The organism is Methylobacterium sp. D53M (assembly GCF_053345625.1).
On sequence record NZ_JBKFAL010000030.1, the window covers coordinates 15,747 to 42,732 of the forward strand.

Below are 26,986 nucleotides of genomic sequence, written 5' to 3' on the forward strand. Positions count from 1 at the left end.
CAGCCGATGGAACGCCGCAGCTTCCTCCAGGGCGCCGTGCTCGGCGCGGGCCTCGCTGGCGCCGGCAGCGCGGGTGCGGCCGTGAACGCTCCCGTCCTCCCGGGCAACCGCCCGCAGGACCCCGCGGACCTGCCCTTCGTCACCGATCCCGGCGAGCGCCGGGGCGAGATGCTCTACCGGTCGTTCGGGAAGAGCTCCGAAAAGATCTCGGCGATCGGCATGGGCGGGTTCCATCTCGGCAAGAGCGCCGTGACGGACGACGAGGCGACGCGGCTGATCCATGCCGGGATCGACCGCGGCATCACCTTCATGGACAATTGCTGGGACTACAACGAGGGGCGCTCCGAGCTGCGCATGGGCGCGGCCCTGGCCCAGGGCGGGTACCGCGACAAGGTCTTCCTGATGTCCAAGATGGACGGGCGGACCAAGGAGGAGGCGCTCAAGCAGATCGACCAGTCGCTCCTGCGCCTGCGCACGGACCGGATCGACCTCGTCCAGCACCACGAGATCCTGCGCTACGACGACCCGGACCGGGTCTTCGCCGAGGGCGGCGCCATGGAGGGCTTCCTGGAGGCGAAGAAGCAGGGCAAGCTGCGCTACATCGGCTTCACCGGCCACAAGGACCCGCGCATCCACCTGCAGATGCTGGAGGTCGCCGCCGAGCGCGGCTTCCACTTCGATGCCGTGCAGATGCCGGTCAACGTGATGGACGCGCATTTCCGCTCGTTCAGCCACCTCGTCCTGCCCTATCTCGTGCAGAACGGCATCGCGCCGCTCGCCATGAAGACCTTCGGCGACGGGGTGATCCTGAAGGCGGACGCGCCGATCAAGCCGCTCGAGTACCTGCACTTCTCGCTGAACCTGCCGGTCTCGGTGGTGATCACCGGCATCCAGAACCAGCGCGACCTCGACCAAGCCTTCGAGGCGGTGAAGACCTTCAAGCCGATGGACAAGGCCACGGTGGCCGAGCTGCTGTCGCGCTCGAAGCCCTACGCGCTGGAGGGCAAGTACGAGCTGTTCAAGACGAGCGCGACCTTCGACGGCACCGCCAAGAACGCGGCGTGGCTCGGCGAGGACGTGGCAAGCGTGAAGAAGCTCGCGCCGACGATGGAGTAGGCGGCGGGCAAGCGCGTCCGATATTCCCCTCCCCCCTTGCGGGGAGGGGTTAGGGGTGGGGGTGGTTCAGAAGGAACCGCCGAGCCCTTTCCGGCCCCACCCCCACGCGGGATCTGCGATCCCCAAACTCCTCCCCGCAAGGGGGAGGAGAGTCAGCCCCTCACGCCACGTCCTCCAGCCGGATCGGCAGGCTGCGGATCCGGCGGCCGGTGGCGTGGTGGATCGCGTTGGCGATGGCCGCGTTCACCCCGATGATCCCGAGCTCGCCCAGGCCCTTCAGGCCCAGCGCGTCGACCTGATCGTCGGGATCGGGCACCAGCAGCGCCTCCACCTCCGGCGCGTCGGCCGCCGTGGGGACGAGGTACTCGGCGAGATCCGGGTTGCGGTAGGCGGCGCCGTCCACCACCGTCTCTTCGAGCAGCGCCGAGCCGAGGCCCCAGATCATCCCGCCCGTGAGCTGGCTCCGCGCGGTCAGCGGGTTGAGGATGCGCCCAGCCGCGAAGGCGCCGGTGAGCCGGGCGACGCGGATTTCCCCGGTCTCGGCGTGGACGTGGACCTCGGCGAACTGCGCGCCGAAGCCCCAGGAGACGGCCTTCCCGCCCCCACCGAGGGCGAGCCCGATATGGCCCTGCCGCAGGCCCGCGAGCGCCTTCTCCCGGTCGCCGCCCTCGGGCACGAACTCCGCGACCGTCTCGACGCCTTCCGGGCCGACGACCTCGCCGAGCGCGATCCCGGCCCCGTCCGGCGCCGCGAGCCGGTCGCCCGCGAGGCGCAGGCTGCCCGGATCGCGGCCGGCGAGGCGTCCGCCCTGCCCGGTCGCGGCCTGCGCCAGGCTCTCGCGGATCTGGCGGCAGCCGAGCGCCAGGGCGCTCATCAGGCTGGTGGTCGTGCTCGACCCGCCCGAGATCCCCGCCGCCGGCAGGTCGGTGTCGCCGAGCCGGACGGTGACCCGCTCCACCGGCACGCCGAGCCCGTCCGCCGCGCCCATCGCCAGCAGCGTGGTGATGCCGTTGCCGATCTCGTGGTGCGCGCAGGCGACCTCCGCGGCGCCGTCCGGGCCGAGCCGGACCCGCAGGGTCGCGGCGGCGATCTTGGCAGGCCGCACCGAGGTCGCGCAGCCGAGACCCACCCGCCAGGGCCCGTCGCGCATCGCGCCCGGGCGCGGCACCCGGCGCGACCAGCCGAAGGCCTTCGCGCCGGCGTCGAAGCAGGCCATCAGCGGCCGGGTCGAGAACGGTTTTCCGGAGACCGGATCGACCGCCGTGTCGTTGAGGCGGCGCAGCGCGATCGGGTCCATGCCGAGCGCGACCGCCATCTCGTCGACGGCGCTCTCCAGGGCGAACAGGAACGGCACCTCCGGGGGCGCCCGCATCGGCCCCGGCGTGTTGCGATCGACCCGCACGGCCCGCTCCTCGGTGCGGATGTTCGGGCAGGCGTAGAGGCTCGCCGTCACCTCCGCGCCCTCCATGACGAAGGGATCGAAGCGCGACGTCACGGTCTCGGCCTCGTGGACCAGGGCGGTGAACCGGCCCGTCCGGTCGGCGCCGAGTCGGATGCGGTGGCGCGATTCCGGCCGATAATTGGCGATGGTGAAGCACTGTCGCCGGCTGGGCACCAGCGAGACCGGCCGGCCGAGGTGCCGCGCCGCGAGCGCGACCAGCGCGGTGTGCTGCGACAGGGCGAATTTCGAGCCGAAATGGCCGCCGATCAGCCCCGCCACCACCCGCACCTGCGCGGGATCGAGCCCGAGCTGCGCCGCGAGCCCGTGCTGCACGGCGCCGACGTAGCGGGTCGGCTCGTGGACGGTGAGCCTTTCGCCGTCCCAGGCGGCCCGGGTGGTGAACAGCTCGATCGGGTTGTGGTGCTGGACCGGCGTCGCGTAGCGCGCCTCGACGCGGAGGGCCGCGTCCCGGAAACCCGCCTCGGCGTCGCCCCGGGCGATATCCTCGTGCTGAGCCTTCAGGTCGGCGAGGCGCACCGTCTCGGCGCCGGTGGCGTCGAAGCCGCCGGCGGCGGGCTCCTCCGCGTAGGCGACCTTCACCGCACCGGCCGCCGCCTCGGCGGCGCCCAGGGTCTCGGCGACCACGAGGGCCACGATCTGGCCGGCATAGGCGACGGTGTCGGAATCGAGCGGACGGTGCGAGCTGTTGGCGTACCCGCCGGCCATCAGGTGCTTCACCGGTCGGACCGCGCCCGCGAAGTCCCGGTGGGTGAAGATGCCGAGCATGCCCGGCACCCGCTCGGCGGCCTCAAGGTCGAACCCGGTGATCCGGCCCCGGGCGATGGTGCTGGTCACCAGGGCGGCGTGGGCCGTGCCCCGATCCGGGCCGGTGAGGTCGGAGCTGTAGAGGGCCCGGCCGGTGACCTTGTCGGGGCCCTCGACCCGGGGGTGGGAGCGGCCGAGATGGTCGTCGGTTTCCAGCGCGCCCGCGTCCATGCCGCCCTCCCCGTCATCGGCCCCTCGGGCCGCATCGCAAAGGAAAAGCGCCGTGGGGACTTTACGGCTCCCCGAACGGTGGAGCGACAGGATGCAGCAACCGAACGGACCCAGTCGTCATCGCGAGCGAAGCGAAGCGACCCAGGGCAGCGCGCCCTGGATAAGCGTGGCGCTGCCTGGATTGCTTCGCTCCGCTCGCAAGGACGGAGCGGGCTGCGGCAGCCTTCACCGCCGCAGCCCTAGATCTCAGTTCAGGACCTTGCCGTCCGGTCCGACCTTGACCTCCTGCTCCTTGTCGGCGCCGGCGACCTTGATCTCGTACTGGACCGAGGAGCCGTCCTTCTCGACCTCGGCCTCGTAGGCCTTGCCGCCGCCGGCCTTCTGCTCGGCGATGGCCAGCGCGTCCTTCAGCGAGGTCTTGGCGTTCTGGAAGTCGGAGGCCTTCAGCCGGGTGAAGTAGCGCTCGAACGGCTGGTTCTCGGTCTTGTAGAGGGCGCCGGTGTCGGCGTTGATGCCGTACTCGACGAGCTTGCCGCTCGGGTAGACGACCTTGATCGCGTAGTGGGCCGGATCCTTGCTGCCGGCCTTCTCGAAGTCGGCGTCGATGGCGCGGCCGCCCTTCTCGTCGCCCTGCGACTCGGCGGTGGCCAGCGCCTGGGCGAGGCCGACCTTGGCGACCTTGGCGACCTGCCACTCCTTCATGTTGCTGTCGGCCTTGGTGGCGGGCTCGGCGGGCGTCGCGGTGGGCGTCGCGGTGGGCGTCTGGGCCAGGGCGAGGCCGGTGGAGAGGGCCAGGAGGCCGGCTGCGGCGGTGAGACGGGTGATCATGGCGGTGTGTCCCTTCGCGGGTTCGTTCACGGATGCGTGAAACGTCGGGTCCGGAAATCCGGTTGCTCGCGATCGGGAAAAAATTCGGGTCCCGTCGCCCGGGCGGAGCCGGGTCGGCGCCCGGGGCCGCGCGGGGCCGACGGCCCGGCGAGACGGACGGCCGGCGCCCCTGTATGACACGCGGACGATCCGGCGCGCCCCCGCGGGGACGGCGGACATCCCCCCGATGGAGCAGGCCATGACCGCGCACGAGCCCGAGCCGCTGGACGAGTTCACCCGCCTGCACGCCAAGCTGTCCGCCCTGGAGATCGTGCTCGGCGTCCTGATCGGGCGCCTCTCCGAGGAGAACCCGGAGATCCGCGAGGACGTGAAGCGCGACGTGGCGGCGATCCTGTCGGACCTGCCGATCGACGGCCCGAGCGAGGAGATGATCGCCGCCGAGGTCCGCCGCGCCGCCGAGGTGCTGACCAGCGTGTCGATCGGCTGAGCCGTCAGCGCGGCGGCATCCGCAGCGCCCCGTCGAGCCGGATGGTCTCGCCGTTCAGCATCGAGTTCTCGCAGATGTGCCGGACGAGGTCGGCGTATTCCGACGGGCGGCCGAGGCGGGCTGGGAACGGCACGCTCTGGCCGAGCGTGTCCTGCACGTCCTGGGGCAGGCCCGCCATCATCGGGGTCTCGAAGATGCCGGGCGCGATGGTGACCACCCGGATGCCGTGCCGGGCGAGCTCCCGGGCGATCGGCAGGGTCATGGATACCACCCCGCCCTTCGAGGCCGCGTAGGCGGCCTGCCCGATCTGGCCGTCGAAGGCCGCGATCGAGGCGGTGTTCACGATCACGCCCCGGGCGCCGGCCGCGTCCGGCGCCTCGCGGGCGATGGCGTCGGCGGCCAGCCGGATCATGTTGAACGTGCCCACGAGGTTGACCGAGACCGCCCGCGCGAAGGTCTCGAGCCGGTGCGGCCCGTCGCGGCCGACCACCTTCTCCCCCGGCGCGATGCCGGCGCAGTTCACCAGCCCGTGGAGGTGCCCGAACGCGTCGAGCGCCGTCCGGACCGCCGCCGCGCCGTCCGCCTCGCGGGTGACGTCCGTCTCGGCGAAGCGGGCCTGCGCCCCGAGGTCCGCCGCCACCCGGGCGCCGGCCTCCCGGGCGATGTCGGCCACGACCACCCGCGCCCCCGCCGCCGCGAGGCCCCGCGCCGCCGCCTCCCCGAGGCCCGAGCCCGCGCCCGTGACGATGAAGACCCGGTCCCTGATCATCGCGCTCGCCATCCTGGCTCCCCGCCGCTCCCGGGCGGCCGACGGCGCCCCGCGAGTCCCGAGGTAGCGCGGCGCCGCGGCCGCCGGAAGGTGTCCGGCCCGGCACATGCGCCCGATCGCGCCCGCGCCGCGATTGACGTGTGATTTTTTCCCACATATACGGGATGAAGACGATCCGATGTACGGGATCATATCAACGCGTGTTTCTGCGAAGTTTATCCGGTGATCCGTCGCGTGGCGGCAAGTCGTTCGGCCGCGCGTGACCTGTCGTTTCCTGTATCCGGGCCGCGGACCGGCCTGCGCCCGTCATCCTCCGGTCCCGGCTGTCCGGGAGCGGCCGCTCCCTCACGCCTGATCAGGACAGCCATGGACGCCCATTGGATCGAGAATGCGGCCCGGCACTGGCGGCACGGGCGGATCGTCGGGCACCGCTTCGCCGAGCGGCGTCCCGGCATCCGCGCGGTCCTCCGGGCGGCCGCGCCCGGCAGCGTGCTGCTCGCCGGCAATTCCCACGCGGAGCTCGTCGGCGCGCCGGATCTCGGCGGCCGGCCCTGCATCAACGTCGCGGTCGGCGGCAGCACCGCGGCCGATTGCGGCCGCCAGCTCGCGGCGCTGTGCGTCCCGGTCCGCTGCGCGGCCGCGGTGCTGATCATCGGCACCAACGACATCCAGCGCTGGCGCCATCCCGAGCGGGCCCGGGTGGTCGACCGGTTCGAGGCCGATGTCCGGGACATCCTGCGCCGCCTGGAGGCCTGGGCCGCGCAGGTCTTCGTCGCGGCGATCCCGCCGATCGGTGCCGGGGCGACCGGGCGCGATCCCGCCGCCGTCGCGGTCTTCTCGGATCGCCTCGCGGCACTCTGCGCCGCGGGGGGCCGCACCTTCTTCGACCCGTTCGCGCCGTGGCGATCCGGCACCGGCGGCCTCGCCGGTCCGGGCCTCCACCGGGACGGCGTGCATCTGGCCGACTACGCACCCCTGGCCGCGGCGCTCGCCAGCGCGGTGGTGCTCGATGCGCTCCCGCTCGCGCCCGTCCGGAGGCCCGTGCCGGCCGCGCCCCTGCGGATCCTGCGCGCCGCCTGGATCGGCCGGCCGTGAGGCTCCGCGCGCGCCTCGCCGCGGCCCTGCGGCCGCCCGCGCCCGCCGGCGTGCAGCACCTGCCCCAGCGGCTCTGGCCCGGCGAGGAGGCGGCTTGGCGCGACGAGAACGGCGTCCGCCACCCGCGGGCGGTGCGCCGTGCCCTCGCGGCGCTGGCCGCCCTCGAACCCCGCGGTCGCTACGGCGCCCGGATCGAGGGACGGGGCAAGGTCGTGACCGGCCCGGCCAGCGCGCTCGTCCTGCGCGACGCGGAGGCGGAGATCGGGTTCGTCCTCGGCCTCACGCCCGACGGGTACGGCGCGGAGCCGTTCTGAGCGGGTCCGGATCAGGGCGGGGTCGTGCACAGCAGGGTCGGCGCGCAGGCCGTCCGGAAGCCTGCCCGCGCGTAGAGGGCCTCGGTCCTGCCGTCGGCCGGGCATTGCAGGAAGACCTGGGCGGCCCCCCGCGCCCGCGCCTCGCGCAGGGCCGCGACCATCACGGCGGTGCCGAGGCCGCGGCGCTGCCGGTCGGCCCGCGTGCTGACATTGTACAGGCCCGCCGTCTCGCCGCGCAGGTAGAGGCTGGCGCAGGCCGCCGGGCCGGCGGCGTCGCGCAGGACGAGGTGCAGGGTCACGAGGCCGTGCCGGCCCCGGGCCGCGCGCAGCGCCGGGATGTAGTAGCGGCGCAGATGCGTCCGCACGCCCGGCGCGTCGGACAGGTGGGCGAAGACCCTCTCGAAATCCGGCCCCGGCGCGGGCGTCGCCTGCACGGTGACGGCGCTGCCGGCCGGGGCCGGCGCCGGAAGCTCCCGCGCCACCATCCAGCGCGCCGGGTAGAGGATCGCGGGCTCGAACAGGGCGCGCAGCAGCGCGATCTCGCCGTCGTCCCGGGCCAGGAAGGCCGGCGCCCGCGCGCGCCCGAGGGCGGCCGCGCCCGCCCAGGCGAACTGGTCGGGACGGTGCACGCCGAAGGCGAAGTTCACGGTCGGGTCCGGGATGCTGCGCGACCAGACGTAGCCGGCGCCCCCGGGGCCGTGCTCGACGCCGTCGATCAGGGAGCCGGTGAGCGCGGCCACATGGGCGTCGCGCAGGGTCTCGAAGGTCGGTTCGGGCGCCTGCATGTCAGGCGGCCGTCCGAGCGGAGGCTCGCGCGGGGGACGGCGCCCGGGCCTCGGCAGTGTCCCTGGCAGTGTCCCTGGCTGCGTCCCCGGCCGTGTCCCCGGCCGTGCCCGGACCTGCCTCCGCAGCCGTGTCCGCGCCCGCCTCCTGGCCGTGCCTGTCCATCCGCTCGCTCCTGCGCCGCTCGGGCTTCGACGGAGTGACGGTTGAGGCGGGGCGCCGTTCATGCTGTCGCACCCGGCGCCGGCGGACGGCGCCCGCACGAAACCTCTGAACGCCGGACGGGCCCATCCGTCAGGGAGGTGCCGGCGACGCGGAGGTGCCGGCGACGCGCGGAGGACGGATGACGGACGCTTCGAGCCAGCGGATGCGCGACGCGGGGGCGCATCCCCCGAGGACGTGCGATGACGGGGCGCGGGAAACCTCGCGGGACGCCGCGCCGGTGCCCCTCACCCTGGAGGGGACTCGCGAAGTGCCGGTGATCCGCCTCGCCGAGCCGGTCGCGCCGGCGGCGGCCGCGGAGGCGATCCTGGCGCGCGCCGAGGCGCTGACCGCCCAGGACATGCAGGTCCTGCGCATCGTCGTCGCGGCCGATCCGGCGACGTCCGGACGGCTGCTCGACCTCGGCGCGGCCCGGCCCCTCGGTGACGGCGACGGGGTCGAGATCCTGCCGGGGCTCCTCTGGCAATGCGCCGCCCGCTGGCTCCCGCGGGTCCGGCCGCCCTTCCCCGAGCTGTTCACCGCCACGGCCGGCCGCCGCCACCCGCTGCGGCCCCGCACGCACGCCGGCACAGTCTACGCGCGGGCGATCCCGTGGCTCGACCGGCGTCTGAGCTTCCGCACGATGACGGAGCCCGGCGACGTCGCCCTGTTCTCGACCTGGATGAACGACCCCCGCATCGCCGCGATCTGGCAGGAGACCGGTACCCTGGAGGCGCACGCCGCCTACATCGCCGGGCTCCAGGCCGACCCCGCGACCCTGCCGCTGTTCGGCTGCCTCGACGGCAGGCCGTTCGGCTATTTCGAGCTGTACTGGGCGCGGGAGAGCCGCCTCGGGCCGCTCTACGAGGCCGGCCCCTACGACCGCGGCTGGCACGTCGCGATCGGCGACGCGTCCGTGCGCGGGCGGCCCGCGCTCTCGGCCTGGCTGCCGTCGCTGATGCACTACCTGTTCCTCGACGAGCCGCGCACGCAGCGCGTCGTCGGCGAGCCGCGGGCCGATCACGCCCAGCAGATCCGGAACCTCCACGGCTCCGGCTTCGCGACGATCGCGACCGTCGACTTCCCCCACAAGCGCGCGGCCCTGGTCGCGCTGTCGCGCGAGCACTTCGTGCGCGACCGGCTCTGGGTACCGGGGGCGGCCGCCGCCGACGCCGTGCCGCGGCCTCCCGCGGTGCCCGCCTAGACCGCCCTCCGCGAACAGGGGTGCGCGTCCGGTGACGCCCCCGCCCCCGCCCCCGCCTACGGGCCCGTCGCCGGCGCGCTGATGATCGCCTGCGCCGGGCCGCGGCCGAGGTCCTAGTTGACGGGCGCGGTCCGGCGCCGCTGCCGGCCTGGGGCCTCGGCGCGCGCCGGGCAGGCGGCGCAGCGCCGGTCGAGGGCCGCGAGGCAGTGCAGGTGGCCGCGGCGCACGAGGCCGCACACCAGGGCGCGCGAGACCCCGAGCCGGGCCGCGATCTCGATCTGCGGAACGCCCTCGACCCGGTGGAGCTGGAAGACCGTGCGCACCGGCTCCGGCAGCTCGGCCACCGCGGCCTCCACCTGCCGCAGGGATTCCCGCGACGCCGCGGCCGCCTCGGGGGTGCCGGTGCCGGGATCGGCCGCGTCCGGGGCGGCGTCGAGGCCGGTGAACAGGCGCCGCTCGAGGCCCTGCCGCCGCGCCCGGTCCAGGGCGAGGTTGCGCACCATCCGCCCGACATAGGCGGCCTGGATCGCGGTCTCGGCCGGGGGCGGATCGGCGATCAGCCGGAGCAGCACGTCCTGGACGACGTCCTCCGCCTGGGCCGGGCAGCCCAGGATGCGGCGCGCCCGCGCCAGATAGGCGGCGCGATGGGGCTCGAACGCCGCGAGGTTCCATGACCCGCCGGGCGGAGGGCGGCCGGGCCGGCCCGGCGGAACCGCGGCGATCCCGTGGCCGGAGGGACCGGCGTCGCAGTTCCAGGTCGCCACTGTCCCGCTCACAAGCTCCCATCAGCACGGCGCGTGCGGGTGCGACGCGTAACACGCGGCTGTTCTGTGTAACAACGTCTATCTTCGTGGATTGGAATTATTAAAACTCGACAGATTGCCGGATGCCTGAGGGAGTAGAGGAAACATCTGGTGGCGCGCCCGGCAGCAGGGCGGGAAGTCATTCCGGATCCTGAATCCAACGGTGCCGCGCCCGGGATCGGGCCGGCGGCCGCGCCGGATTTCCGCTCGCGCCAGGGTCCGTCGGCGCGTGTATGCTGGCGCTTCCTCGATTCGGGGCGCGGTGCGCGCCGCCGAACCCGTCCCCGCAGGATCGCGGCAGGAGAGCCAGGGCCGCGATGCCGTCCGTCGATACGCTCGTCCCGGTGGGTGCCTTCGCGCTGCTGGTCCTGGCGTTCGCCGTGAAGCACCTCGCGGCGGACTTCTTCCTTCAGACCAACTGGATGGCGCAGGGCAAGCAGCGGTCGTCCGCCTGGCTCGCCCCCCTCTGCGCCCATACCGGCCTGCACGGCCTCGGCACGCTGCTGATCGCGCTGGCGGTGAAGCCGGCCCTGTGGTGGCTGGCGCTCGTCGATTTCGCGATCCACACGGGGATCGATCGCGGCAAGGTGCTGGTCGGTCGGCGGACGAGCCTGCCGCCCACGGACGCCCGGTTCTGGTGGCTGATCGGCATCGACCAATTCCTGCACCAAGTCACCCATCTGGGGCTCGCCGTGGTGCTGGCGGCGGCCTGACCCCTGACCGGGAGAGCCGGCGCCGCCGGGCGCCTCACTGCATCTCGGCCTCGAGCAGCCGGTTCGTGTCGGAGACCTTGCCGGCCAGTTCCAGGATCAGGAAGCGCTGGAAGGCGAGCGCGAGGTCCGGGCGCTCCCGCTCCATCCGCGCGAGGGCGGCGCGGTCGATGACGACCACCCGGCAGGGGCTCTCGGCGACGGCGGTGGCGGTGCGCCGCCCGCCCTGGACCAGCGCGATCTCGCCGATCACCGTGCCGGCCGTGGTGGTGCGCAGGCGCAGGTTGCCGCGGCCGGGGACCTCCATCTCGATGGAGACGAGGCCCTGCTCCAGGAAGTAGAGGGCATCGGCCGCCTCCCCCTGGCGCATCAGCGCCGCGCCCGCCGCGAGCTCGCGGACTGTCAGGTAGGGCGCGAAGTCGTCCGGGCCGAACGTGCTGCCGAGCCGGTCGGCCATGTGCCGGGCGAAGACGGCGACTTCCCCCGGGCCGGCGCCGCCGGCCTCCGCCAGGAGCGTCGCCTCGGCGGCGCGCAGGGCCTCGTCCAGCGTGTCGAGGATCCGGACACGCGGGTCGGCGGTGAGGCCGTTGCGGGTGATCAGCAGGCGCGCGACCGGATCCACGTGGACCAGCAGCACCTCGAAGCGCCGCTGCTCGGCGAGCTGGCCGACCTTGCGGAACGCGATCAGCGCCGAGCTGTCGAGTCCCACGGTCTCGCGGAAATCCAGGATCAGCACGCGCAGATCCCCGGCCTCCGCGGCGGCCCGGCGGAAGATCGCCTGCGCGTTGAGGAAGAACAGGTAGCCCTGCAGGGTGTAGATCCGGGTCCGGCCGCCGGCCGCCTCGAGCCGCGCGGCGGCGTCGGGGCCGCGGATCACGCTGCTGCGCCGGTCCGCCCCGGAGAGCGACCGGCGGATCGCGCCGATCTGCCCGTACTGGACCCCGAAGATCAGGATCGCCAGCAGGACGCCGACGAGGAAGCCCGTGGTGGCCCCGAAATACGCGGTGGCGGTGCACACGACCAGCGCGATGGCGATCTCCCAGCCCGGCAGGGTCCGGCTGGCGACGCCGAGGTTGAACAGGAGCCCGATGCCGATGGCGATCAGGGCGCCGCCGGCCAGCGGGCGGGGCAGCAGCGCCAGGGGGCTCGCGCCGACGATGAGGAGCGCCGCCATGACCGCGAGGGTCAGCCACCAGCCGAGCCAGTGGCCGCCGCCGATGTTGTGCAGCAGCAGCGTCGAGGTCCGGCCGAAGCCCATCGCGGAGCTGCCGAACACGCTGCCGACCAGGTTGGTGGCGCCCGAGGCGACGAACATCCGGTCGATGTCGAGGTCGCGCCGGATCTCCAGCTCGACGCTCACCACGTAGAGGATCTGGATGATCACCGCCACGACGACCAGGGTGGCGATCTTGGGCCAGATCGGCAGGAGCAGGTGCGGATCGAAGGCCGTCAGGCTGCCGATGGCGGGCGGCCGCAGCAGCGTGCCCGTCGGCAGCGGCTCGATCAGCCATCCCGATGCCTGCCCGGCGGCGACGCTGGTGCCCGTCCAGGCCAGCCCGATATGGACCACCGCGAGGCTCGACAGGATCACCGTCGGGTAGGTCCCCCAGTGCCGGACGATCCGGGGGAGGTAGAAGGCGCAGAACCCGATCACGAGGGTCAGGGCGATGCGCGCGAGCGCCCCGGCATCGATCCGGCCCGGATCGAGGTTCGCCGGATCGACGGCGTGGAGCAGGGCCGCGAGCGGGTCGTCGACATGGCCGCCGATCTGCACGCCGCTGCGCAGGAACAGCAGGCCGACGCCGCCGAGGAAGCCGGCGAGCACCGGGTAGGGCAGGAGCTGCACCAGCAGGGAGGCCCGCAGGGTGCCGAGCAGCGCGAAGATCACGCCGGTGGCGAAGGTCGAGACGCCGCAGGCGACGAGCACGAGCTGGCCGACCGTCTCCGGATCGGTGACGCCCGCGGCCTCGAGCTGCCCGGCGACCGCCGCGGCGATCGCCGCCTGCACGATCGCGGCCGCGCCGATGAAGGACAGCGAGATCCGCGCGGTGCGGCGGAGCGCGATGAAGACGAGGCTGCCCAGCACGTAGGCCGCGAGCAGCGCCGACAGGCCGGCCGCGCGGCTCTCCACCAGCGGCCCCGAGAAGATGAGCTGGGAGTAGCTGATGAGGTCGAGGAGCAGCACCATCACGGTGACGGCCGCCGCCGCTCCGATGCGGGCCCCGCGCAGGATCGCCGCGCGACCGCCGGCCGGGGATGCGGTCCCGGCGGACGTCAGGTCGGTTGTCGTCATCGGCACGGTACCCGCGTCTCGAAATCCCGATGGGCGCGGAGATCGCAGATCCCGGGGCAGATCCCGTGCGATCACGCGCACGGATCGTCGCCGAATCGCAGGACCTGACCTTGGCCACGCCAGTTCTCAACCGATGGCAGGCGCCGGCTTAAATTATCGTGCAGGCCGCTTCCGCGCGGCAGCATTGTGGGATCGCCGCGGTGGATCGCGCGGCGGATTGGCCGATCCGCCGCGCCGTCGGGGGCTCCCGGGTCGCGGCCGCCGCGACGGGCGTTCGGCCCTCAGCGCGCCTCGCTGACGCGCTTGGTCGCCCGCTGCTCCTTCTTGTAGGCGGTGATCGCCGCCGAGCAGTTCGGGGAGAGCTTCTTGAGGTTGGCCTTGAAGCAGGCCTCGACCTCCGGGCCGCCCGGCGCGTAGGCGCTGCAGAAATCCATGTAGTCGCCGGTGCAGTACTGCTTGAGGGCTTCCCGGGCCGGGGATTGCTCCGCGAAGGCCGCGGCGGGGCCGAGGCACAGACCGATGGCCAGGAGGGCCGTCTTGGTCGAAGTCATCGAAATCCTACGCTCGTCCAGGCCGCGCGAGCGGGTCGCGCGGCGATGGGCGGTGCGGATGGGCGCCAAGGATGGCATGACCATGACGTCCGGGCTGCCCGAACGCAGATCAGCCATGCCCCGTGCCGGCGGGGCCGCCGGTCAGTGCGCGCTGACGCGGCGGGTCGGCACGAGGTCGTTGGCGATGATCTCGCCGAACGGGCCGTCGTTGCGGGCATTGCCGGCCGGCCGCCCGGTCGTGGCGCGCAGCGGCAGCTTCGGGAAGACCAGCTCGGCGAACCGGTAGGCCTCCTCCAGGTGCGGGTAGCCCGAGAGGATGAAGCGGTCGATCCCGAGATCGATGTACTCCTTCATCCGGTCGGCGACCTGGTCGGCCGAGCCGACCAGCGCCGTCCCGGCGCCGCCGCGGACGAGGCCGACGCCGGCCCAGAGGTTCGGCGCCACCACGAGCTTGTCGCGGCTGCCGCCGTGGAGCGCCATCATGCGGCTCTGGCCGACGGAATCCTGCCGCTTCAGGGTCTCCTGCGCCTTGGCGATGGTGGCGTCGTCGAGCTTCGAGATCAGCTGCTCGGCGGCCTCCCAGGCCGCGGCCTCGGTCTCGCGGGCGATGACGTGCAGGCGGATGCCGTACGAGAAGATCTTGCCCTTCGCCTCGGCGGCCTCCCGGGCGGCGGCGATCTTCTCGGCGACCTGGGCCGGGGGCTCGCCCCAGGTCAGGTAGACGTCGCAATGCTCGGCCGCGACCGCCATGCCGGCCGCCGACGAGCCGCCGAAATAGAGCGGCGGGTAGGGCTTCTGCACCGGCGGGAAGATCAGCCGGCCGTTCTCGGTGCGCAGGTGATCGCCCCGGAAGGTCACGGTCTCGCCCGCGAGCAGGCCGCGCCAGATCGTCAGGAACTCGTCGGTGACGGCGTAGCGTTCGTCGTGGGACAGGAACACGCCGTCGCCGGCGAGTTCCACCGGGTCGCCGCCGGTGACGACGTTGATCAGGAGGCGCCCGTCCGAGATCCGGTCGAGGGTCGCGGTCATGCGGGCCGCCGCGGAGGGCTCCATCAGGCCCGGCCGCACCGCCACGAGGAAGCGCAGCTGCTTGGTCAGCGGCGCCAGTGCCGAGGCGACGATCCAGGAATCCTCGCAGGAGCGTCCGGTGGGCAGCAGCACGCCGTAATAGCCGAGCTCGTCCGCCCCCTGCGCGATCTGCCGGAGATAGCTGAGCGAGACGTCCCGGGCCCCCTCCCGCGCGCCGAGATAGCGGCCGTCGCCGTGGGTCGGCAGGAACCAGAGGACGTCGGCGCGTCCGTCATTGGCTGCTGTCATCGGAATCTCCTGTGCGGCCCGGTGGCCGGATGCGGAACAGCCGGACCCGACTGCGCGGATCCGGTGATCGTCGAGAGCTAGGGCGGGCCGCCGCTTCCGGGAAAGGGCGGCCCCGCGTTCAGGCGGTCGGCTGCGATCCGAGCAGGTGATCGAGGATGCGGCCCTCGAGGCGGGCGAGGTCCGGATCCCCGCGCCGGCGCGGCCGCGGCACGTCGACCCGCAGGTCGAGGGCGATCCGTCCGGCCTCGACCACGAGGATGCGGTCGGCCAGCGCCACGGCCTCGGCGACGTCGTGCGTGACGAGGAGCGCGGTGAACCCCTGCGCCCGCCAGATCCGCTCGATCAGGTCCTGCATGCCGATCCGGGTCAGGGCGTCGAGGGCGCCCAGCGGCTCGTCGAGGGCGAGCAGGCCCGGCCGGCTCACCAGCGCCCGGGCCAGGGCCACGCGCTGGCGCTGGCCGCCCGACAGGGTGGCGGGCCACTGCCCGGCCTTGTCGGCGAGGCCGACCTCGGCGAGCGCCGCGAGCGCCCGCTCCCGGCGCTCGGCCCGGGAGCCGTGCCCCGACAGGCCGACCGCCACGTTGTCGACGACCCGCGCCCAGGGCAGCAGCCGCGGCTCCTGGAACATGATCCGCTTCGGCGGCTCGGACCGGCGCGGGGAGCGTTCCGGCCCCTCCAGGTCGATCCGCCCGCCCGTGGGCGTGTCGAGCCCGAGGATGAGGCGCAGCAGGGTGCTCTTGCCGCAGCCGGAGCGGCCGACCACCGCGGTGAACCCGCCGGCCGGCAGGAACAGGTTCAGGCCCTCGATGACGGCGGTGCCGTCGAAGCTCTTGTCCAGGTCGCGGACGGTGACGGCGATCCCGCGGGCCGGCGGCGAGGGGGGCGAATCCGCGGGCGGCTCCGCGGGCAGATCCGCTTGCTTGTGCCCCGGGGCGGGGCCGGGTGACGGGCGCAGATCCGTGCTCGGGTCGGGAAGCGCCTCGCGGCGGACGGCGTCGAGCAGCATCAGGCGCTCCTGTAGGCGGGGTTCCAGGCGAGGCAGGCGCGCTCGAGCTGGCGGGTCAGGGCGTCGGCGAACTTGCCGAGGGCGGCGTAGATCAGGATCGCCAGCACGACGACGTCGACCAGCATGAACTCCCGGGCCTGCATGGCCATGTAGCCGAGCCCCGACGAGGCCGAGATCGTCTCGGCGACGATCAGCGTCAGCCACATGATGCCCAGCGCGTAGCGCAGGCCCACGAAGATCGACGGCAGGGCGCCGGGCAGCACCACGCGGGTGAACAGCTCGGTGCGGGACATGCCGTAGACCCGGCCCATCTCCACGAGGCCCGGATCCACCGAGCGGATGCCGTGCAGGGTGTTGGCGTAGATCGGGAAGAACACGCCGAGCGCCACGAGGAACAGCTTGGCCTCCTCGCCGATGCCGAACCACAGGATCACCAGCGGGATCAGCGACAGGTGGGGCACGTTGCGCACCATCTGCACCGAGGTGTCGGTGAGCCGCTCCGACAGGCGCGACAGGCCGTTGGCGAGGCCGAGCGCGAAGCCGATGCCGCCGCCGATCACGAAGCCCGCCAGCGCCCGCAGGGTGCTGACGCCGAGATTGGTCCAGAGCTCCCCGGTTCGCCCGGCCTCCCAGCCGGCCTGGACCACGTCGAGGGGCGCCGGCATGAAGCGGTTGGAGACGAGGCCAGCCGAGACCGCGGCCTGCCAGCCCAGCAGGATGGCGGCCGGCAGCAGCCAGGGCACCGCGGAGTCCCGCAGGCGATCGAGCTTGGAGGGGCGCATCAGCGGTTCTCCGTCCGCTTCTCGGACTTGAGGGCGTCCGCGGGCCGGGGCGGCGTCCAGACCGCGTCGGCGACCCGGACGGGCTTCGGCAGGAGCCCGAGACGGTGGAAGCTGTCGGCGACCTTCTGCTGGTCGGCGATCGCGGCCGCGTCGAGGGGCGCGACGCCGTAGGACAGGCGGCCGAGCGCCACGGCGAGGACCGGCGCGGGGATGCCCACCGAGGGCGCCAGTTCCGCCGCCACGGCGTCGGCATGGCCCTCGGCCCAGGCGTCGATCTCCCCGATCGCCTGCAGCACGGCCGAGACGATCGCGGGGCTGGTGTCGGTGAAGCCGCGCCGGGACAGGTAGAACTGGCGGTTGGGGGCGAGCGCGTGCCCGTCGACCCCGCGCCCGTCGACCAGCACCCGGGCGCCCGTGGCGCGCTCGGCGGCGGCCTGGAACGGGTCCCAGATCACCCAGGCATCGACGGAGCCGCGCACGAAGGCGGCGTTGGCGTCGGCCGGCGCGAGGTAGGCGAGCGTCACCGCGTCGTAGGGGACGCCCGCCTGCTCCAGGGCGCGCACCAGCAGGTAGTGGACGTTCGATCCCTTGTTGAGGGCGACGGTCCTGCCGCGCAGGTCGGCGACGCTGCGGATCGGGCTGTCCTTGGGCACGAGGATCGCCTCGCCCCGCGGTGCCGGCGGCTCGGCGGCCACGTAGCGCAGCTCCGGGCTCGCCGCCTGGGCGAAGATCGGCGGCGCCTCGCCGGCCGAGCCGAAATCGATCGCCCCGGCATTCAGCGCCTCCAGGAGCGGCGGGCCGGACGGGAACTCGGACCACGCCACCGCGGTGCCGAGGGGCTGGAGGGCCTTCTCCAGGGTGCCGCGGGCCTTCAGCAGCACGAGGGACCCGTATTTCTGGTAGCCGATCCGGATGCTGCCGGCCGCGCGGGCGGGCCGCAGCAGCGCGGCCGCCGCGAGGCCGAGGCCGGCGGACAGGAGGAGGCGGCGGTTCGGGGCGCTGGCGAATGACAGGGACAGCGCGCGGGGCGATCGGTCGGTCATGGCTCTCTGCGGTCGGTCTCAGCCGTTGCGGGCGGGGGGCGTCCAGACCGCGTCGGCGATGCGGATCGGCTTGGGGATCAGCTTCAGGGCGTGGAAGCGGTCGGCGACCCGCTGCTGCTCGGCGGCGACGCGGTCGGTCATCGGTCCGATCACGTAGTCGGTCCGGTCCACCGCCCGCCGCGTCGCGGCCAGCGGCACGCCGGTGCCCTGCGACAGGAGTTCCGCCACTGCGCCGCGATTCTGCGTGCACCAGGCCGCCACCTCGCCCAGGGCGTCGATCACCGCCGTGAGGACCGGGGCCCGGCTCTCCGCGAAGGGCCGGCTCGCCAGGAAGAAGTTGTTCTGCGGGGTGACGTCGGTGGCGCGCACCAGCACGCGCACGCCCTCCCCCTGCTCGGCGATGGCGAAGTACGGGTCCCAGATCGTCCAGGCGTCGATGCTGCCCCGGGCGAAGGCGGCCGCGGCGTCCGCGGGCGCCAGCGTCACCGGCTCGATGTCGGCGTAGCTCAGGCCGGCCTTCTCCAGCGCCGCGATGGTCAGGTTGTGGGAGCTCGACGCCTTGGCGAAGGCGACGCGCTTGCCCTTGAGCTCGGCGAGGCTGCGGATCTCCGAGCCCTTCGGCAGCAGGATCCCGGCGCCGGAGCCGCCGGCCTCCTGGGCGGCCGCGTAGACGAGGTTGGAGCGCGCGGCCTGGGCGAAGATCGGCGGGGCGTCGCCGGTCTGGCCGAGATCGATCCCGTCCAGCGACAGGGCCTCCAGCAGCGGCGGCCCGAAGGAGAACTCGACCCAGCGTACCGCGTATCCGAGGGGCTCCAGGCGCTTCTCGATGATCTTCTGCTGCTTGGCGACGACCAGGATGCCGTTCTTCTGGTAGCCGATCCGCAGCACGCCGGGCTCGGCCGCCCGGGCGCCCGGGGCTAACGCCGGGGTGAGGGCCGGCGCGAGGGGCAGGGCCGCGAGGGCGGCCAGCAAGGCGCGACGGTCGAGCATCGGCCGGCTCATTCGGCGGCGGCGAGGGTGAGCGGCGCCGCGGCCGCCCGGTGCACGAGCAGCGCGGCGAGCTGCCCGCCGGCCTCGCGGGCGCGGGCGCGCACCCCGGCCTCCGTCAGCGCGCCGTCGCTGAAATCGGGATCGGAGGCGTAGACCGCGGTCGGGATCTGGAGCGCCCCGAAGAAGCCGAAGAGCGGCCGGAACGCGTGCTCGACCACGAGGGCGTGGCGCGCGCCGCCGCCCGTGGCCACGATCGCCACGGGCTTCCCGGCGAGCGCCCCCGGATCGACCAGGTCGAACAGGTGCTTGAACAGGCCGGTATAGGCGCCCTTGTAGACCGGCGAGCCGACGACCAGCCCGTCCGCCTCCTCGATGGCCGCGAGCACGCCGCGCGCGGCCGGCGAGAGCTGGTCCCGGGTCCAGGCGGCGCCGAGGCCGGTCCCGGCATCGACGAAGTCGAGGATCTCCGCGTCGAGAGAGGCCTGGGCGCTGGCCTCGCGGAGCACGGCATCCACCAGCGTGCGGGTCTTCGAGGGCCGCTGCACGTTGGCGCTCAGCCCGACAAGTCTCGGTCGTGTCATTCCGGATGCCTTGCTGTGAGACAGGATGACGGACCGCACCGTCTCCGAAGAGCGGAGGTTGCGCGGCCGGACATCCGAACAGGCCGCTAGAATTGATGGCTGCGACTTCCGCCGTCAATGAAACGGCGTTCCCAATTGCCCGGTGAAGGAAAAACGTTCTCCCCGAAACCGGGCGTCCAATATGGAATTTCATCTCGACCGCCGCGCGGAACGGGCGCGAGATCTTGCGTGCCGGCGGTTCATCCGCGCGAGGGGCGGGGTTTTATTCTCTTGGAGCGCCGGGCGGGAGAAGCGTGTTCTCGGTACGTGGGCGGACCTGGAACCGAATCGCCAAGCCCGGGATCCGGGGCGGCGGGGGAATCCGGCGCGACCGGAACGCCGCCCGCTCCGACACCCTCGCGGTCGTCAGCGTCGTCATCGCCGCCGTCATCGCCGCCGTCATCGCCGCCGTCATCGACGACGCGCCCGGGCGGCTCCGGATCGGAAGGCGGTGCCTACTTGCGGACGAGGAGGTGCTGCACGGTGCCGTCGTCGCCGTACTTGGTCCACATCTGCGCGCAGGCCTCCTCCGGATGCTCGCGGAGCTGCGCCAGCTCCGCGTCGAGGTCGTGCTGCAGGGCGACCGAGCGCTTCTTCGTGAAGAAGTCCGCGTGATTCAGATGGTTCTCGCGCGAGAACTGACGGAAGCGCTCCGTGTCGATCCGGACGGCCGGACAGTGTCTCGCGGCCAGATCGGCCTCGATCCCCGGGCGGAGCGCCGGAACGTCCTTCTGCAAGGACGAGCGACGGGCTTCGGCCCAGGTGCCGAACACGGCCCAGGCCAGTGCGGCCGCCACGAGAGGAGCAAATCTATTCATCGCAAGACATATCGCTGTGCTGCGACATCCCAAATCTCGCACCTGCGATAAGTTCGATCAGGGCTGCGGAACGCAAGACACTTCTGTGTGAAAGCGCACACCCCGCGACCGGCGCGGCGCCGGGTCCGGAACCCGGACGGCCTCAGTAGGCCGGGACGACGCGCGTCTCGGGCAGCGGCGCCCGCATGGTGAAGTGCAGCCCGGCCGGCTGGAAATCGAAGGCGATCTCCGCCTGGCACTGGACCTTCAGGACGCGCTGCAGCAGCGTCGAGCCGAAGCCCTTCCGCGTCGGCGCCGCCGTGGCCGGGCCGCCTCGCTCGGTCCAGTCGAGGTGGAGCATGCGGGCGGCCGGCGTCTGCTCGATATCCCACCGGATCGCGATCCGGCCCTCCGGGACCGACAGGGCGCCGTGCTTGGCCGCGTTGGTCGTCAGCTCGTGGATGGCCATGCCGGTCGGGACCGCGAGGTCGCCCATCAGGTCGATCGCGGGGCCGTCCAGCTGGATGCGGGCGCCCTCGACGTCGTTGTAGGGCCCGAGCTCGTTCATCAGCATCTCGCGCAAGGGCGCCTGCTGCCAGTAATCCTCGGTCAGGAGATTGTGGGTCTTGGCCAGCGAGATCACCCGCGCCGAGAACGACGCGTAGAACGCGTCGACGCTGGTCGCTGACCGGGCCGAGGCCCCGAGCAGCGCCTGCACGGTGGCCAGCGTGTTCTTCACCCGGTGATGCAGCTCGCGGATCAGGAGCGCCTGCCGCTCGGTCGTGCGCTCGCGCTCCTCCAGATGGGCGCGCGCCTCGAGCTGCCGGCGCTTGGCGCGGTGGGCGGAGCGGGCCGCCATGACCAGCGTCGCCGGGTGGAACGGGCGTTCCAGCACGCTGACGTTGCCGAGCATGTCGGTCAGCTGCGCGTTGGGCTCGGCGCCCCGCAGCCGCAGGAGGATGAACGGGAAATCGGACCAGGGCGGCTGCGCGGCGATCCAGTCCGCCAGGGCCTGGCGGTTCGAGGACAGCAGCGCCTCCTCGGTGAGCACCGCGCAGGCGGCCGCGTCGAGCCGGGACACCACGTCCGCGAGGCTGGCGCACACCTGTGTCGCGATCCGCGCCTCGCCGAGGATCGCCGCGGCGACGGCGGCGTCGCGGCCACCCGGCGCGAAGATGAGAACCGGCAGTTCAGCCTCGGTCATCAGCCGCGCGGGTCGGCAGGAGCGACGACCGCTCACCCTCGAATGTCGGAACGCCGGTCATGATACCTCGGAACGCGCTGAGCGGTTCGCCAACGCGGATCCCGCCGGAGTCGATCCGCAATTCGCGGATCGTGTCCTCGTGGCTGCCGGTCCGCTTCTTCACGACCGAGATCGCGCGCCGCAGCCGCCCGTCGGCCTCGAAGGTGCGGAACAGCAGGATCGTGTCGCTGAGGTAGGTGAGGTCGACATTCGCGCCCATCGCCCCGATCATGCCGTGCTGGGCCAGGACGAGGAGCGAGAGCACGCCCTGCTGGTTCAGGTAGGTCAGCAGCTCGTGCATCTGCAGGAGCAGGTAATTCTCTTCCGGCATGGCGTTGTGATAGCCGGTCAGGGAGTCGATCACGACCGTCGTCACGCCCCGGTGCTCGACCGCGTTCTGGACGATGTCGGCGAGTTCGCCGGGCGAGACCTCGGCCGGGTCGATCTGCTCGACGATGAGCGATCCGGCGGCGATCGCGTCGTCGACCGGCATGGCGAGGCCGCGGGCCCGGCGACTGAGGACGCCGGTGGTCTCGTCGAAGCTGAGGATCAGCGCCCGCTCGCCGCGGGCGATCGCCGCGGTGACGCAGGTCAGCGCCACCGTCGACTTGCCGACGCCGGACGGTCCGATCAGCATCGTGCTGGTGCCCCGGTCGAGGCCGCCGCCGAGCAGCTGGTCCAGTTCGGGGCTGCCCGTGCCGCACTGGTCGTCGGGGAAGGTGCCGAGATGCTCGGCCGCGACGAGGCGCGGGAACACCGTGAGCCCGCCGCGCCGGATGACGTAGTCGTGGAAACCGCCCCGGAACGGCGTGCCGCGCATCTTGATCACGCGCAGGCGCCGCCGCTCGCCGCCGTACAGGGGCGCGAGCTGCTCCAGCCGGATCACGGCATGGCTGAGGCTGTGCAGGTTCAGGTCGTCCGTCTCGGCGGTGAGATCGTCGAGGAGCAGCGCCGTGGTGTTCTGGATGAGCAGGAAGCTGCGCAGGGCGTGGACCTGCCTGCGGTAGCGCAGCGATCCCTGCGAGAGCAGCCGGATCTCCGAGAGGCTGTCGAACACCACGCGCTGCGGCTTGAGCCGCTCGATCTCGGCGATCGCCATGCGGACGGTCTCGCCGAGCTCGAGGTCGGACGAGTGGACGAGGCTCTGCTGCTGCCCGGGGTCGAGGCTGAGTTCCGGCGCGACGAGCTCGCAGATCTCGATGCCGTCGAGGGACCAGCCGTGGCGCTCCGCGACGTTCAGGAGCTCGCGCCGGCTCTCCGAGAGCGTGATGTACAGGCAGCGCTCGCCCCGGCGCACGCCGTCGAGGAGGAACTGCATCGCCAGCGTCGTCTTGCCGGATCCGGGCCGCCCCTCGATGAGGTGCGAGCGCTGGGACGCGTAGCCGCCGGCCAGGATGTGGTCGAGGCCGGTCACCCCGGTGGAGACCGGTGCCGCGTCGTGATCGGTCACTGCCATGTCGAGGTCTCTGCCGTCGTTCCACGGGCGGGCGGCCCGTCGACCGCGCGACGGTACGCGGAGCCCGGTCTCGTACACGAAGCCGCGCGCAGCGCGAAACGCCAACGCGCGGCCGGCACGGCGCGCCTGCCCGACGGGCGCGCGGCGCGGCCGCTGCCCCCCGCGGGTCCGGGAACCGGCGCGCACGGGCCTCGCGGCCGCGGGACGGCCCCTCCCCCGGTCAGGTCGGAAGGCCCGGCGCCCGCAGGGGGCGGGCGCCGGGGCGGTCAGGGCGTCACTGGCTGCCCGGGCCCTTCGCGAGGCCGGCCAGGGTGAACAGGTCCACCGACAGCTTCGCGCCGATCACGAAGGCGTCCGGGATCGGCTTCGGGCGGAACGGGAAGCGGGTCTGGTCCGGGTCGATCACGTATTGCAGGTTCGGCATCAGCCGCACCGCCGGGGTGAGCTGGATGCCGTAGCTCAGCTCGAGGATGGTCTGCAGGGACTCGACGGTCCGGGTGCCGAGCCCCAGCGACGCGCGCGCCGCCCGGATGTTGGCCGTGCCCAGCGGCGAGAGCTTCTCCATGGCGAAGACGAGGCCGAGGGTGTCGTAGGGCCGGCCCGGGAAGGTTCCGGTCAGCACGGCGCCGCCCTCCAGGAAGTAATCCTGGGTCTGCCGTCCGCCGGTCCCGCCGATCGCGACGCCGAACACCGACAGGCCCTGGACGCCGTTCGGATCCGGCCGCCAGACCATCTGGTCGAAGCGGGCGTAGACCGCCGACCGGCCGAACCGGGTCAGCGGATCGAGGCCGCTGAAGACCTGCGCGCCGCCCCGCCGGTCGAGCACGGGATCCGTGTAGTCCGACCGGTCGAACACGGCGCCGATGCTGTAGTTGCGCGGCAGCGGGTCGTTGCCGAAATTGGTCGAGTAGCCGACCTCCACCGGCACCAGGTATCCGGTGGCGCCGCTGGTCGACCAGTCGACGCCGTTCCGGGTCGGCAGTTGGTCGCGCGGGTTCACCTCGTAGATGCCGGCGTGCAGGAACACCCTGTCGGTGACCCAGGCCTTGGCATGGCCGCCCCAGGTGGCGATCGGCCAGTAGGTGAAGTTCGTCAGCTTGAAGATGGACTTGGGCGCGCCGCAGGTCGCGTTGTTCTGGAAGTTGCAGTAGAGCGGCGAGGCCAGGAAGTTGGGGTTGGCGAGCAGGCGGCCGACCTCGAAGTCGAGGCGGTTGTCGAGCAGCTTCTGCTCGTAGGACAGCAGCGTCAGGTGGGCGGTCTGGCCGCCGCCGTAGATCTCCTGCACGCTGCCGTTGAAGCCGATGTCATCCTGCGCCAGGCTCCGGCCGTGGCGCTGGGTGACGACGGTGTGGACCGAGCCGCCGTCGATGCCGGCGAGGCGGCCGAGGTCGGCGTCGAGGCCGAACGCGATCTGGCCTGCATAGGCCGATCCCTGCCGGATGCCGCCGGACGGGTTGGCGGCGAACTCGCCCGTGTAGTTCAGGACCATGCTGATCCCGTTGCCGAGATCGAGGGTGCCCGGCGGCAGGCTGGGCGGCGTCGCGCTGCTGCCCTGCATGTCGAGGCTGGCGGCGGCGCTGCTGGCGCCCGAGAAGCTCCGCGCCTCCCGGATGACCCGCCGCCGGGCGCGGTTCGCCCGGTACCGGGCCTTCTGCGCCGGGCTCGCCTTCGGTCCCGGATTCACCGGGGCCGGTCCCCGTCCGGGGCCGTCGCCTCGACCTGCGCGACCGCCGGGCCCGCGCCCGCCGTGATCGACGCGGCGCAGAACGCCAGCGCGGCCCATCGCCAATGCTTTGCCCGATGCTTTCCCCGATGCTTTCCCATGCGTGACTCCCCCTCAACCGCGCGGCCTTGCCTAGCTCTGTCGCGTTCGTGTCCCGCAGGGGGGCCTCCCGGTCAGTCCGTGAAGGCCTCCACCGCGCGGCGCTCGCCGCGCATGAAGGCGTCGGCGGCGTGGATCAGCGGATTCAGGTCGACGTCGCTGGTGCCGGAGCGGACCAGGGCGGCGAAGCGGTCGTAGAGGCCGCGGTACTCCGCCTCGGGCGGGAGCGGCTGGTCGCGGCCGGCGATCGACAGGGCGGCCCCGCCCCGCGACAGGACCAGGGGGCCGTCGTCGGTCTCGACGCGGATGTCCCAGGTCTGCGGCCCGGTCTGGCGCCAGTCGAACCGGGCGCGGATCGGGGTGCCTGCGGCGTCCGCGAAGTGCAGGTCGGCGGCGATCGGCGCCTGCCGGTTCTCCGGCACCGACAGGGTCGCGCCGGTGAGGTAGAACGGCGGCAGGATGTGGGTGGCGATCGACAGGGCGTTGATCCCCGGATCGAACACGCCCATCCCGCCCGCGTCCCAGATCCAGTCCTGGCCCGGGTGCCAGTGCCGGACATCCTCCAGCCAGGCGATCGCCACCGACCGGATCCTGCGGCCCGACAGCCACCGGCGGGCGGGCTCCACCCCCGGCGCGCAGCGGGAGTGCCAGCTCGCGAACAGGCTCACGCCCCGGTCCCGCGCGGCCGCGACCAGGAGCCCGACCTCGGCCAGCGTCGCGCCCGGGGGCTTCTCGAGGAAGACGTGGCGTCCGGCCGCGATCGCCGCCAGGGCCGCCGCGCACCGCGCCTGCGGCGGCTGGCACAGGGCGACGGCGTCGAGGTCGCCGTGCGCCGCCAGCATCGCCTCCAGGCTGCCGTAGCTCGGCACCCCGTCGAGGCCGCCGTGCCGGCTCGCCACCGCCACGAGCGCGTAGTCCGGCGAGGCGGCGATGGCCGGCAAGTGCTGGTCGCGGGCGATCTTGCCGACGCCCACGAGGCCGATGCGGATCGGGGCCGCCATGTCAGAGCGCCCGCACGGACGGCGCGTCCGCCGGCGCGATCGCCAGCGGGTTGCGCAGGGGCAGCGTGAACGGCGCCGCCGCGATCTCGAACACGTCGCCCGGCCGGGTCGCGACGCCGTCGCTGAACGACAGGGTCGCGGTCCCGAAGAAGTGGACGTGCACGTCGCCGGGGCGCCGGAACGGCGCGTACTTGAAGTGGTGCAGCTCCAGATTGGCGATGCTGTGGGACATGTTGGCCTCCCCGGACAGGAACGGCTTCTCCCAGTGCACGGCTCCGTCGCGCAGGATGCGGCTCGTGCCGCGCACGTCCGGCGGCAGGGCCCCGAGCCACAGCTCCGGGCCGAGGGCGGCCGGGCGGAGCTTGGAATGGGCGAGCCACAGGTAATTGCCGCGCTCGGTCACGTGGTCGGAGATCTCGTTCGCCAGGGCGAAGCCGAGGCGCACCGGCGTTCCGTCGGCGTCGATCAGGTAGATCCCGGCGATCTCCGGCTCCTCGCCGCCGTCGCGGGCGAAGGCCGGCGAGACCAGCGGCTCGCCGCAGGCGACGAGGCCGGAGCCGTCGCCCTTGTAGAACCACTCGGGCTGCGCGCCGGTCTCGCCCGGCGCCGGCTTCCCGCCCTCGACGCCCATCCGGAACATACGCATCGAGTCGGTCGGCGCCGGGTCGGCCGCGGCCGCGCGGTGCATCGCGTCGCGGCCCTCGGCGGAGCCGAGATGCGTCAGGCCGGTGCCGCTCAGCAGGAGGTGCGCGGGATCGGCGTGATCGACGGGCGGCAGGAGCCGGACCGCGTCGAGATCGACGGGCGCGCCGAGCCCCGCGCGCTCCGCCGTCGCCGCCAGATCGTCCCCCGCGGCGAGAGCCCTCCGCGCCAGGGCGAGCACGCTGTCGACGCCGAGCACCCGCCGCGCCCGGCCGTCGGCGAGCAGCGCGACGCCGCGCTGCCCGTCGGCGGCGCGAAATTGTAGGAGTGATCGTCCCATCTGTGTCCTCCCGGGGACGACCGCTTCGGGGCGTCCTGAACGCGCGGCCGTCGAGGGTCGCGCGGCGGCCTGTCAGTGGCCGGGTTGCGGGGCGCGAGCGCCGTCGATCCGGCGCGCCAGGTCCCGGTGGAGGACTGGGCGCGGCATCCGCTCGGTCGCCAGCGGCCCGACCGCGCCGTCGCGGCCGCCCGAAGTCGCCGGGAACGGACCGCCCTGCGCCATCGCGGGGGCGACGCCCGCGCCGACCCGGACGCTGCCGCGGACCGTGACGGATCCTGTCGATTAACTACTCATACAATTAGGCTAGAGCAGTTCGCCTCTGGCCGCAAGCGCGGC

Annotated in this window: 25 protein-coding genes; 6 read left to right on the plus strand and 19 right to left on the minus strand. The window is 73.3% G+C overall.

The features are described from left to right. Window positions 1-6 precede the first annotated feature (6 nt). Window positions 7-1,116, plus strand: a complete 1,110-nt coding sequence (locus tag ACLBYG_RS27265; protein WP_020094797.1) for an aldo/keto reductase — start codon at window positions 7-9, stop codon at window positions 1,114-1,116. A gap of 160 nt (window positions 1,117-1,276) precedes the next feature. Here ACLBYG_RS27265 and ACLBYG_RS27270 read toward each other — a convergent pair whose 3' ends face one another. Continuing rightward, window positions 1,277-3,553 carry a xanthine dehydrogenase family protein molybdopterin-binding subunit gene (locus ACLBYG_RS27270; RefSeq protein WP_447683534.1) on the minus strand — a complete coding sequence of 759 codons (2,277 nt, stop codon included), beginning with the start codon at window positions 3,551-3,553 and terminating at the stop codon, window positions 1,277-1,279. 246 nt (window positions 3,554-3,799) lie between these two features. Further along, on the minus strand, window positions 3,800-4,381 hold the full coding sequence (locus ACLBYG_RS27275) for a PepSY domain-containing protein (RefSeq protein ID WP_447683535.1): 582 nt from the start codon (window positions 4,379-4,381) through the stop codon (window positions 3,800-3,802). A 238-nt stretch (window positions 4,382-4,619) separates the two neighbouring features. Here ACLBYG_RS27275 and ACLBYG_RS27280 point away from each other — a divergent pair, with 238 nt between their 5' ends. Further along, window positions 4,620-4,868 (plus strand): hypothetical protein, encoded by a 249-nt coding sequence (locus ACLBYG_RS27280; protein ID WP_026605197.1) that lies wholly within the window; start codon window positions 4,620-4,622, stop codon window positions 4,866-4,868. Between the two features lie 4 nt (window positions 4,869-4,872). On the opposite strand, the gene ACLBYG_RS27285 is transcribed toward ACLBYG_RS27280, so the two are convergent. Beyond that, window positions 4,873-5,649: an SDR family NAD(P)-dependent oxidoreductase gene (locus tag ACLBYG_RS27285; protein ID WP_447683536.1), complete on the minus strand. Its 777-nt coding sequence runs from the start codon at window positions 5,647-5,649 to the stop codon at window positions 4,873-4,875. 354 nt (window positions 5,650-6,003) lie between these two features. Between ACLBYG_RS27285 and ACLBYG_RS27290 the strand changes: the two genes are divergently transcribed. Beyond that, window positions 6,004-6,732: an SGNH/GDSL hydrolase family protein gene (locus ACLBYG_RS27290; RefSeq protein WP_447683537.1), complete on the plus strand. Its 729-nt coding sequence runs from the start codon at window positions 6,004-6,006 to the stop codon at window positions 6,730-6,732. Then, entirely contained in the window at window positions 6,729-7,046 is a 318-nt protein-coding gene (locus ACLBYG_RS27295; protein ID WP_447683538.1) for a hypothetical protein, read from the plus strand. Before ACLBYG_RS27290 ends, ACLBYG_RS27295 begins: the two co-directional genes overlap by 4 nt. 11 nt (window positions 7,047-7,057) lie before the next feature. Here ACLBYG_RS27295 and ACLBYG_RS27300 read toward each other — a convergent pair whose 3' ends face one another. Continuing rightward, window positions 7,058-7,831 (minus strand): GNAT family N-acetyltransferase, encoded by a 774-nt coding sequence (locus ACLBYG_RS27300; RefSeq protein WP_447683539.1) that lies wholly within the window; start codon window positions 7,829-7,831, stop codon window positions 7,058-7,060. Window positions 7,832-8,172: 341 nt separating this feature from the next. On the opposite strand from ACLBYG_RS27300, the gene ACLBYG_RS27305 reads away from it, so the two are divergent. Then, window positions 8,173-9,234, plus strand: coding sequence for a GNAT family N-acetyltransferase (locus ACLBYG_RS27305; RefSeq protein WP_447683540.1), 1,062 nt, complete (start codon window positions 8,173-8,175; stop codon window positions 9,232-9,234). Window positions 9,235-9,347: 113 nt separating this feature from the next. Here ACLBYG_RS27305 and ACLBYG_RS27310 read toward each other — a convergent pair whose 3' ends face one another. Then, window positions 9,348-10,010, minus strand: coding sequence for a sigma-70 family RNA polymerase sigma factor (locus ACLBYG_RS27310; protein WP_447683541.1), 663 nt, complete (start codon window positions 10,008-10,010; stop codon window positions 9,348-9,350). Between the two features lie 344 nt (window positions 10,011-10,354). Here ACLBYG_RS27310 and ACLBYG_RS27315 point away from each other — a divergent pair, with 344 nt between their 5' ends. Beyond that, window positions 10,355-10,750 carry a DUF3307 domain-containing protein gene (locus ACLBYG_RS27315; RefSeq protein ID WP_447683542.1) on the plus strand — a complete coding sequence of 132 codons (396 nt, stop codon included), beginning with the start codon at window positions 10,355-10,357 and terminating at the stop codon, window positions 10,748-10,750. A gap of 34 nt (window positions 10,751-10,784) precedes the next feature. Here the strand turns inward: ACLBYG_RS27315 and ACLBYG_RS27320 are convergent, their stop codons facing one another. The 14 genes from ACLBYG_RS27320 to araD1 all read right to left on the minus strand — a co-directional run bounded on the left by ACLBYG_RS27320 (window position 10,785) and on the right by araD1 (window position 26,650). After that, on the minus strand, window positions 10,785-13,040 hold the full coding sequence (locus ACLBYG_RS27320) for a cyclic nucleotide-binding domain-containing protein (protein ID WP_447683566.1): 2,256 nt from the start codon (window positions 13,038-13,040) through the stop codon (window positions 10,785-10,787). A 281-nt stretch (window positions 13,041-13,321) separates the two neighbouring features. Then, window positions 13,322-13,591 (minus strand): hypothetical protein, encoded by a 270-nt coding sequence (locus ACLBYG_RS27325; RefSeq protein ID WP_012318328.1) that lies wholly within the window; start codon window positions 13,589-13,591, stop codon window positions 13,322-13,324. A gap of 141 nt (window positions 13,592-13,732) precedes the next feature. Further along, window positions 13,733-14,908, minus strand: a complete 1,176-nt coding sequence (gene ssuD, locus ACLBYG_RS27330; RefSeq protein ID WP_447683543.1) for an FMNH2-dependent alkanesulfonate monooxygenase — start codon at window positions 14,906-14,908, stop codon at window positions 13,733-13,735. Window positions 14,909-15,026: 118 nt separating this feature from the next. Continuing rightward, window positions 15,027-15,914, minus strand: coding sequence for an ABC transporter ATP-binding protein (locus ACLBYG_RS27335; protein WP_447683544.1), 888 nt, complete (start codon window positions 15,912-15,914; stop codon window positions 15,027-15,029). After that, on the minus strand, window positions 15,914-16,696 hold the full coding sequence (gene ssuC / locus ACLBYG_RS27340; RefSeq protein WP_447683545.1) for an aliphatic sulfonate ABC transporter permease SsuC: 783 nt from the start codon (window positions 16,694-16,696) through the stop codon (window positions 15,914-15,916). The genes ACLBYG_RS27335 and ssuC overlap by 1 nt, the downstream gene beginning before the upstream one ends. Beyond that, window positions 16,696-17,739 (minus strand): sulfonate ABC transporter substrate-binding protein, encoded by a 1,044-nt coding sequence (locus ACLBYG_RS27345; protein WP_447683546.1) that lies wholly within the window; start codon window positions 17,737-17,739, stop codon window positions 16,696-16,698. Before ACLBYG_RS27345 ends, ssuC begins: the two co-directional genes overlap by 1 nt. An 18-nt stretch (window positions 17,740-17,757) precedes the next feature. Continuing rightward, window positions 17,758-18,729 carry an aliphatic sulfonate ABC transporter substrate-binding protein gene (locus tag ACLBYG_RS27350; RefSeq protein ID WP_447683547.1) on the minus strand — a complete coding sequence of 324 codons (972 nt, stop codon included), beginning with the start codon at window positions 18,727-18,729 and terminating at the stop codon, window positions 17,758-17,760. A gap of 8 nt (window positions 18,730-18,737) precedes the next feature. Further along, on the minus strand, window positions 18,738-19,310 hold the full coding sequence (msuE, locus tag ACLBYG_RS27355) for an FMN reductase (protein WP_056527229.1): 573 nt from the start codon (window positions 19,308-19,310) through the stop codon (window positions 18,738-18,740). A gap of 494 nt (window positions 19,311-19,804) precedes the next feature. Beyond that, on the minus strand, window positions 19,805-20,167 hold the full coding sequence (locus ACLBYG_RS27360; RefSeq protein WP_447683548.1) for a hypothetical protein: 363 nt from the start codon (window positions 20,165-20,167) through the stop codon (window positions 19,805-19,807). A 142-nt stretch (window positions 20,168-20,309) separates the two neighbouring features. Continuing rightward, the gene (locus tag ACLBYG_RS27365) at window positions 20,310-21,350 is read right to left on the minus strand and encodes a sensor histidine kinase (protein ID WP_447683549.1); all 1,041 of its coding nucleotides are present in this window, start codon (window positions 21,348-21,350) and stop codon (window positions 20,310-20,312) included. After that, a complete protein-coding gene (locus ACLBYG_RS27370) occupies window positions 21,337-22,845 on the minus strand; it encodes an ATPase domain-containing protein (protein ID WP_447683550.1) in 1,509 nt (502 codons plus the stop codon). The genes ACLBYG_RS27365 and ACLBYG_RS27370 overlap by 14 nt, the downstream gene beginning before the upstream one ends. Before the next feature lie 274 nt (window positions 22,846-23,119). Beyond that, complete coding sequence (locus ACLBYG_RS27375; RefSeq protein WP_447683551.1) at window positions 23,120-24,529, minus strand: carbohydrate porin; 1,410 nt, start codon at window positions 24,527-24,529, stop codon at window positions 23,120-23,122. A 212-nt stretch (window positions 24,530-24,741) separates the two neighbouring features. Continuing rightward, window positions 24,742-25,668 (minus strand): Gfo/Idh/MocA family protein, encoded by a 927-nt coding sequence (locus ACLBYG_RS27380; protein ID WP_447683552.1) that lies wholly within the window; start codon window positions 25,666-25,668, stop codon window positions 24,742-24,744. A 1-nt stretch (window position 25,669) separates the two neighbouring features. Then, the gene (araD1, locus tag ACLBYG_RS27385; protein WP_447683553.1) at window positions 25,670-26,650 is read right to left on the minus strand and encodes an AraD1 family protein; all 981 of its coding nucleotides are present in this window, start codon (window positions 26,648-26,650) and stop codon (window positions 25,670-25,672) included. Window positions 26,651-26,986: the final 336 nt, after the last annotated feature.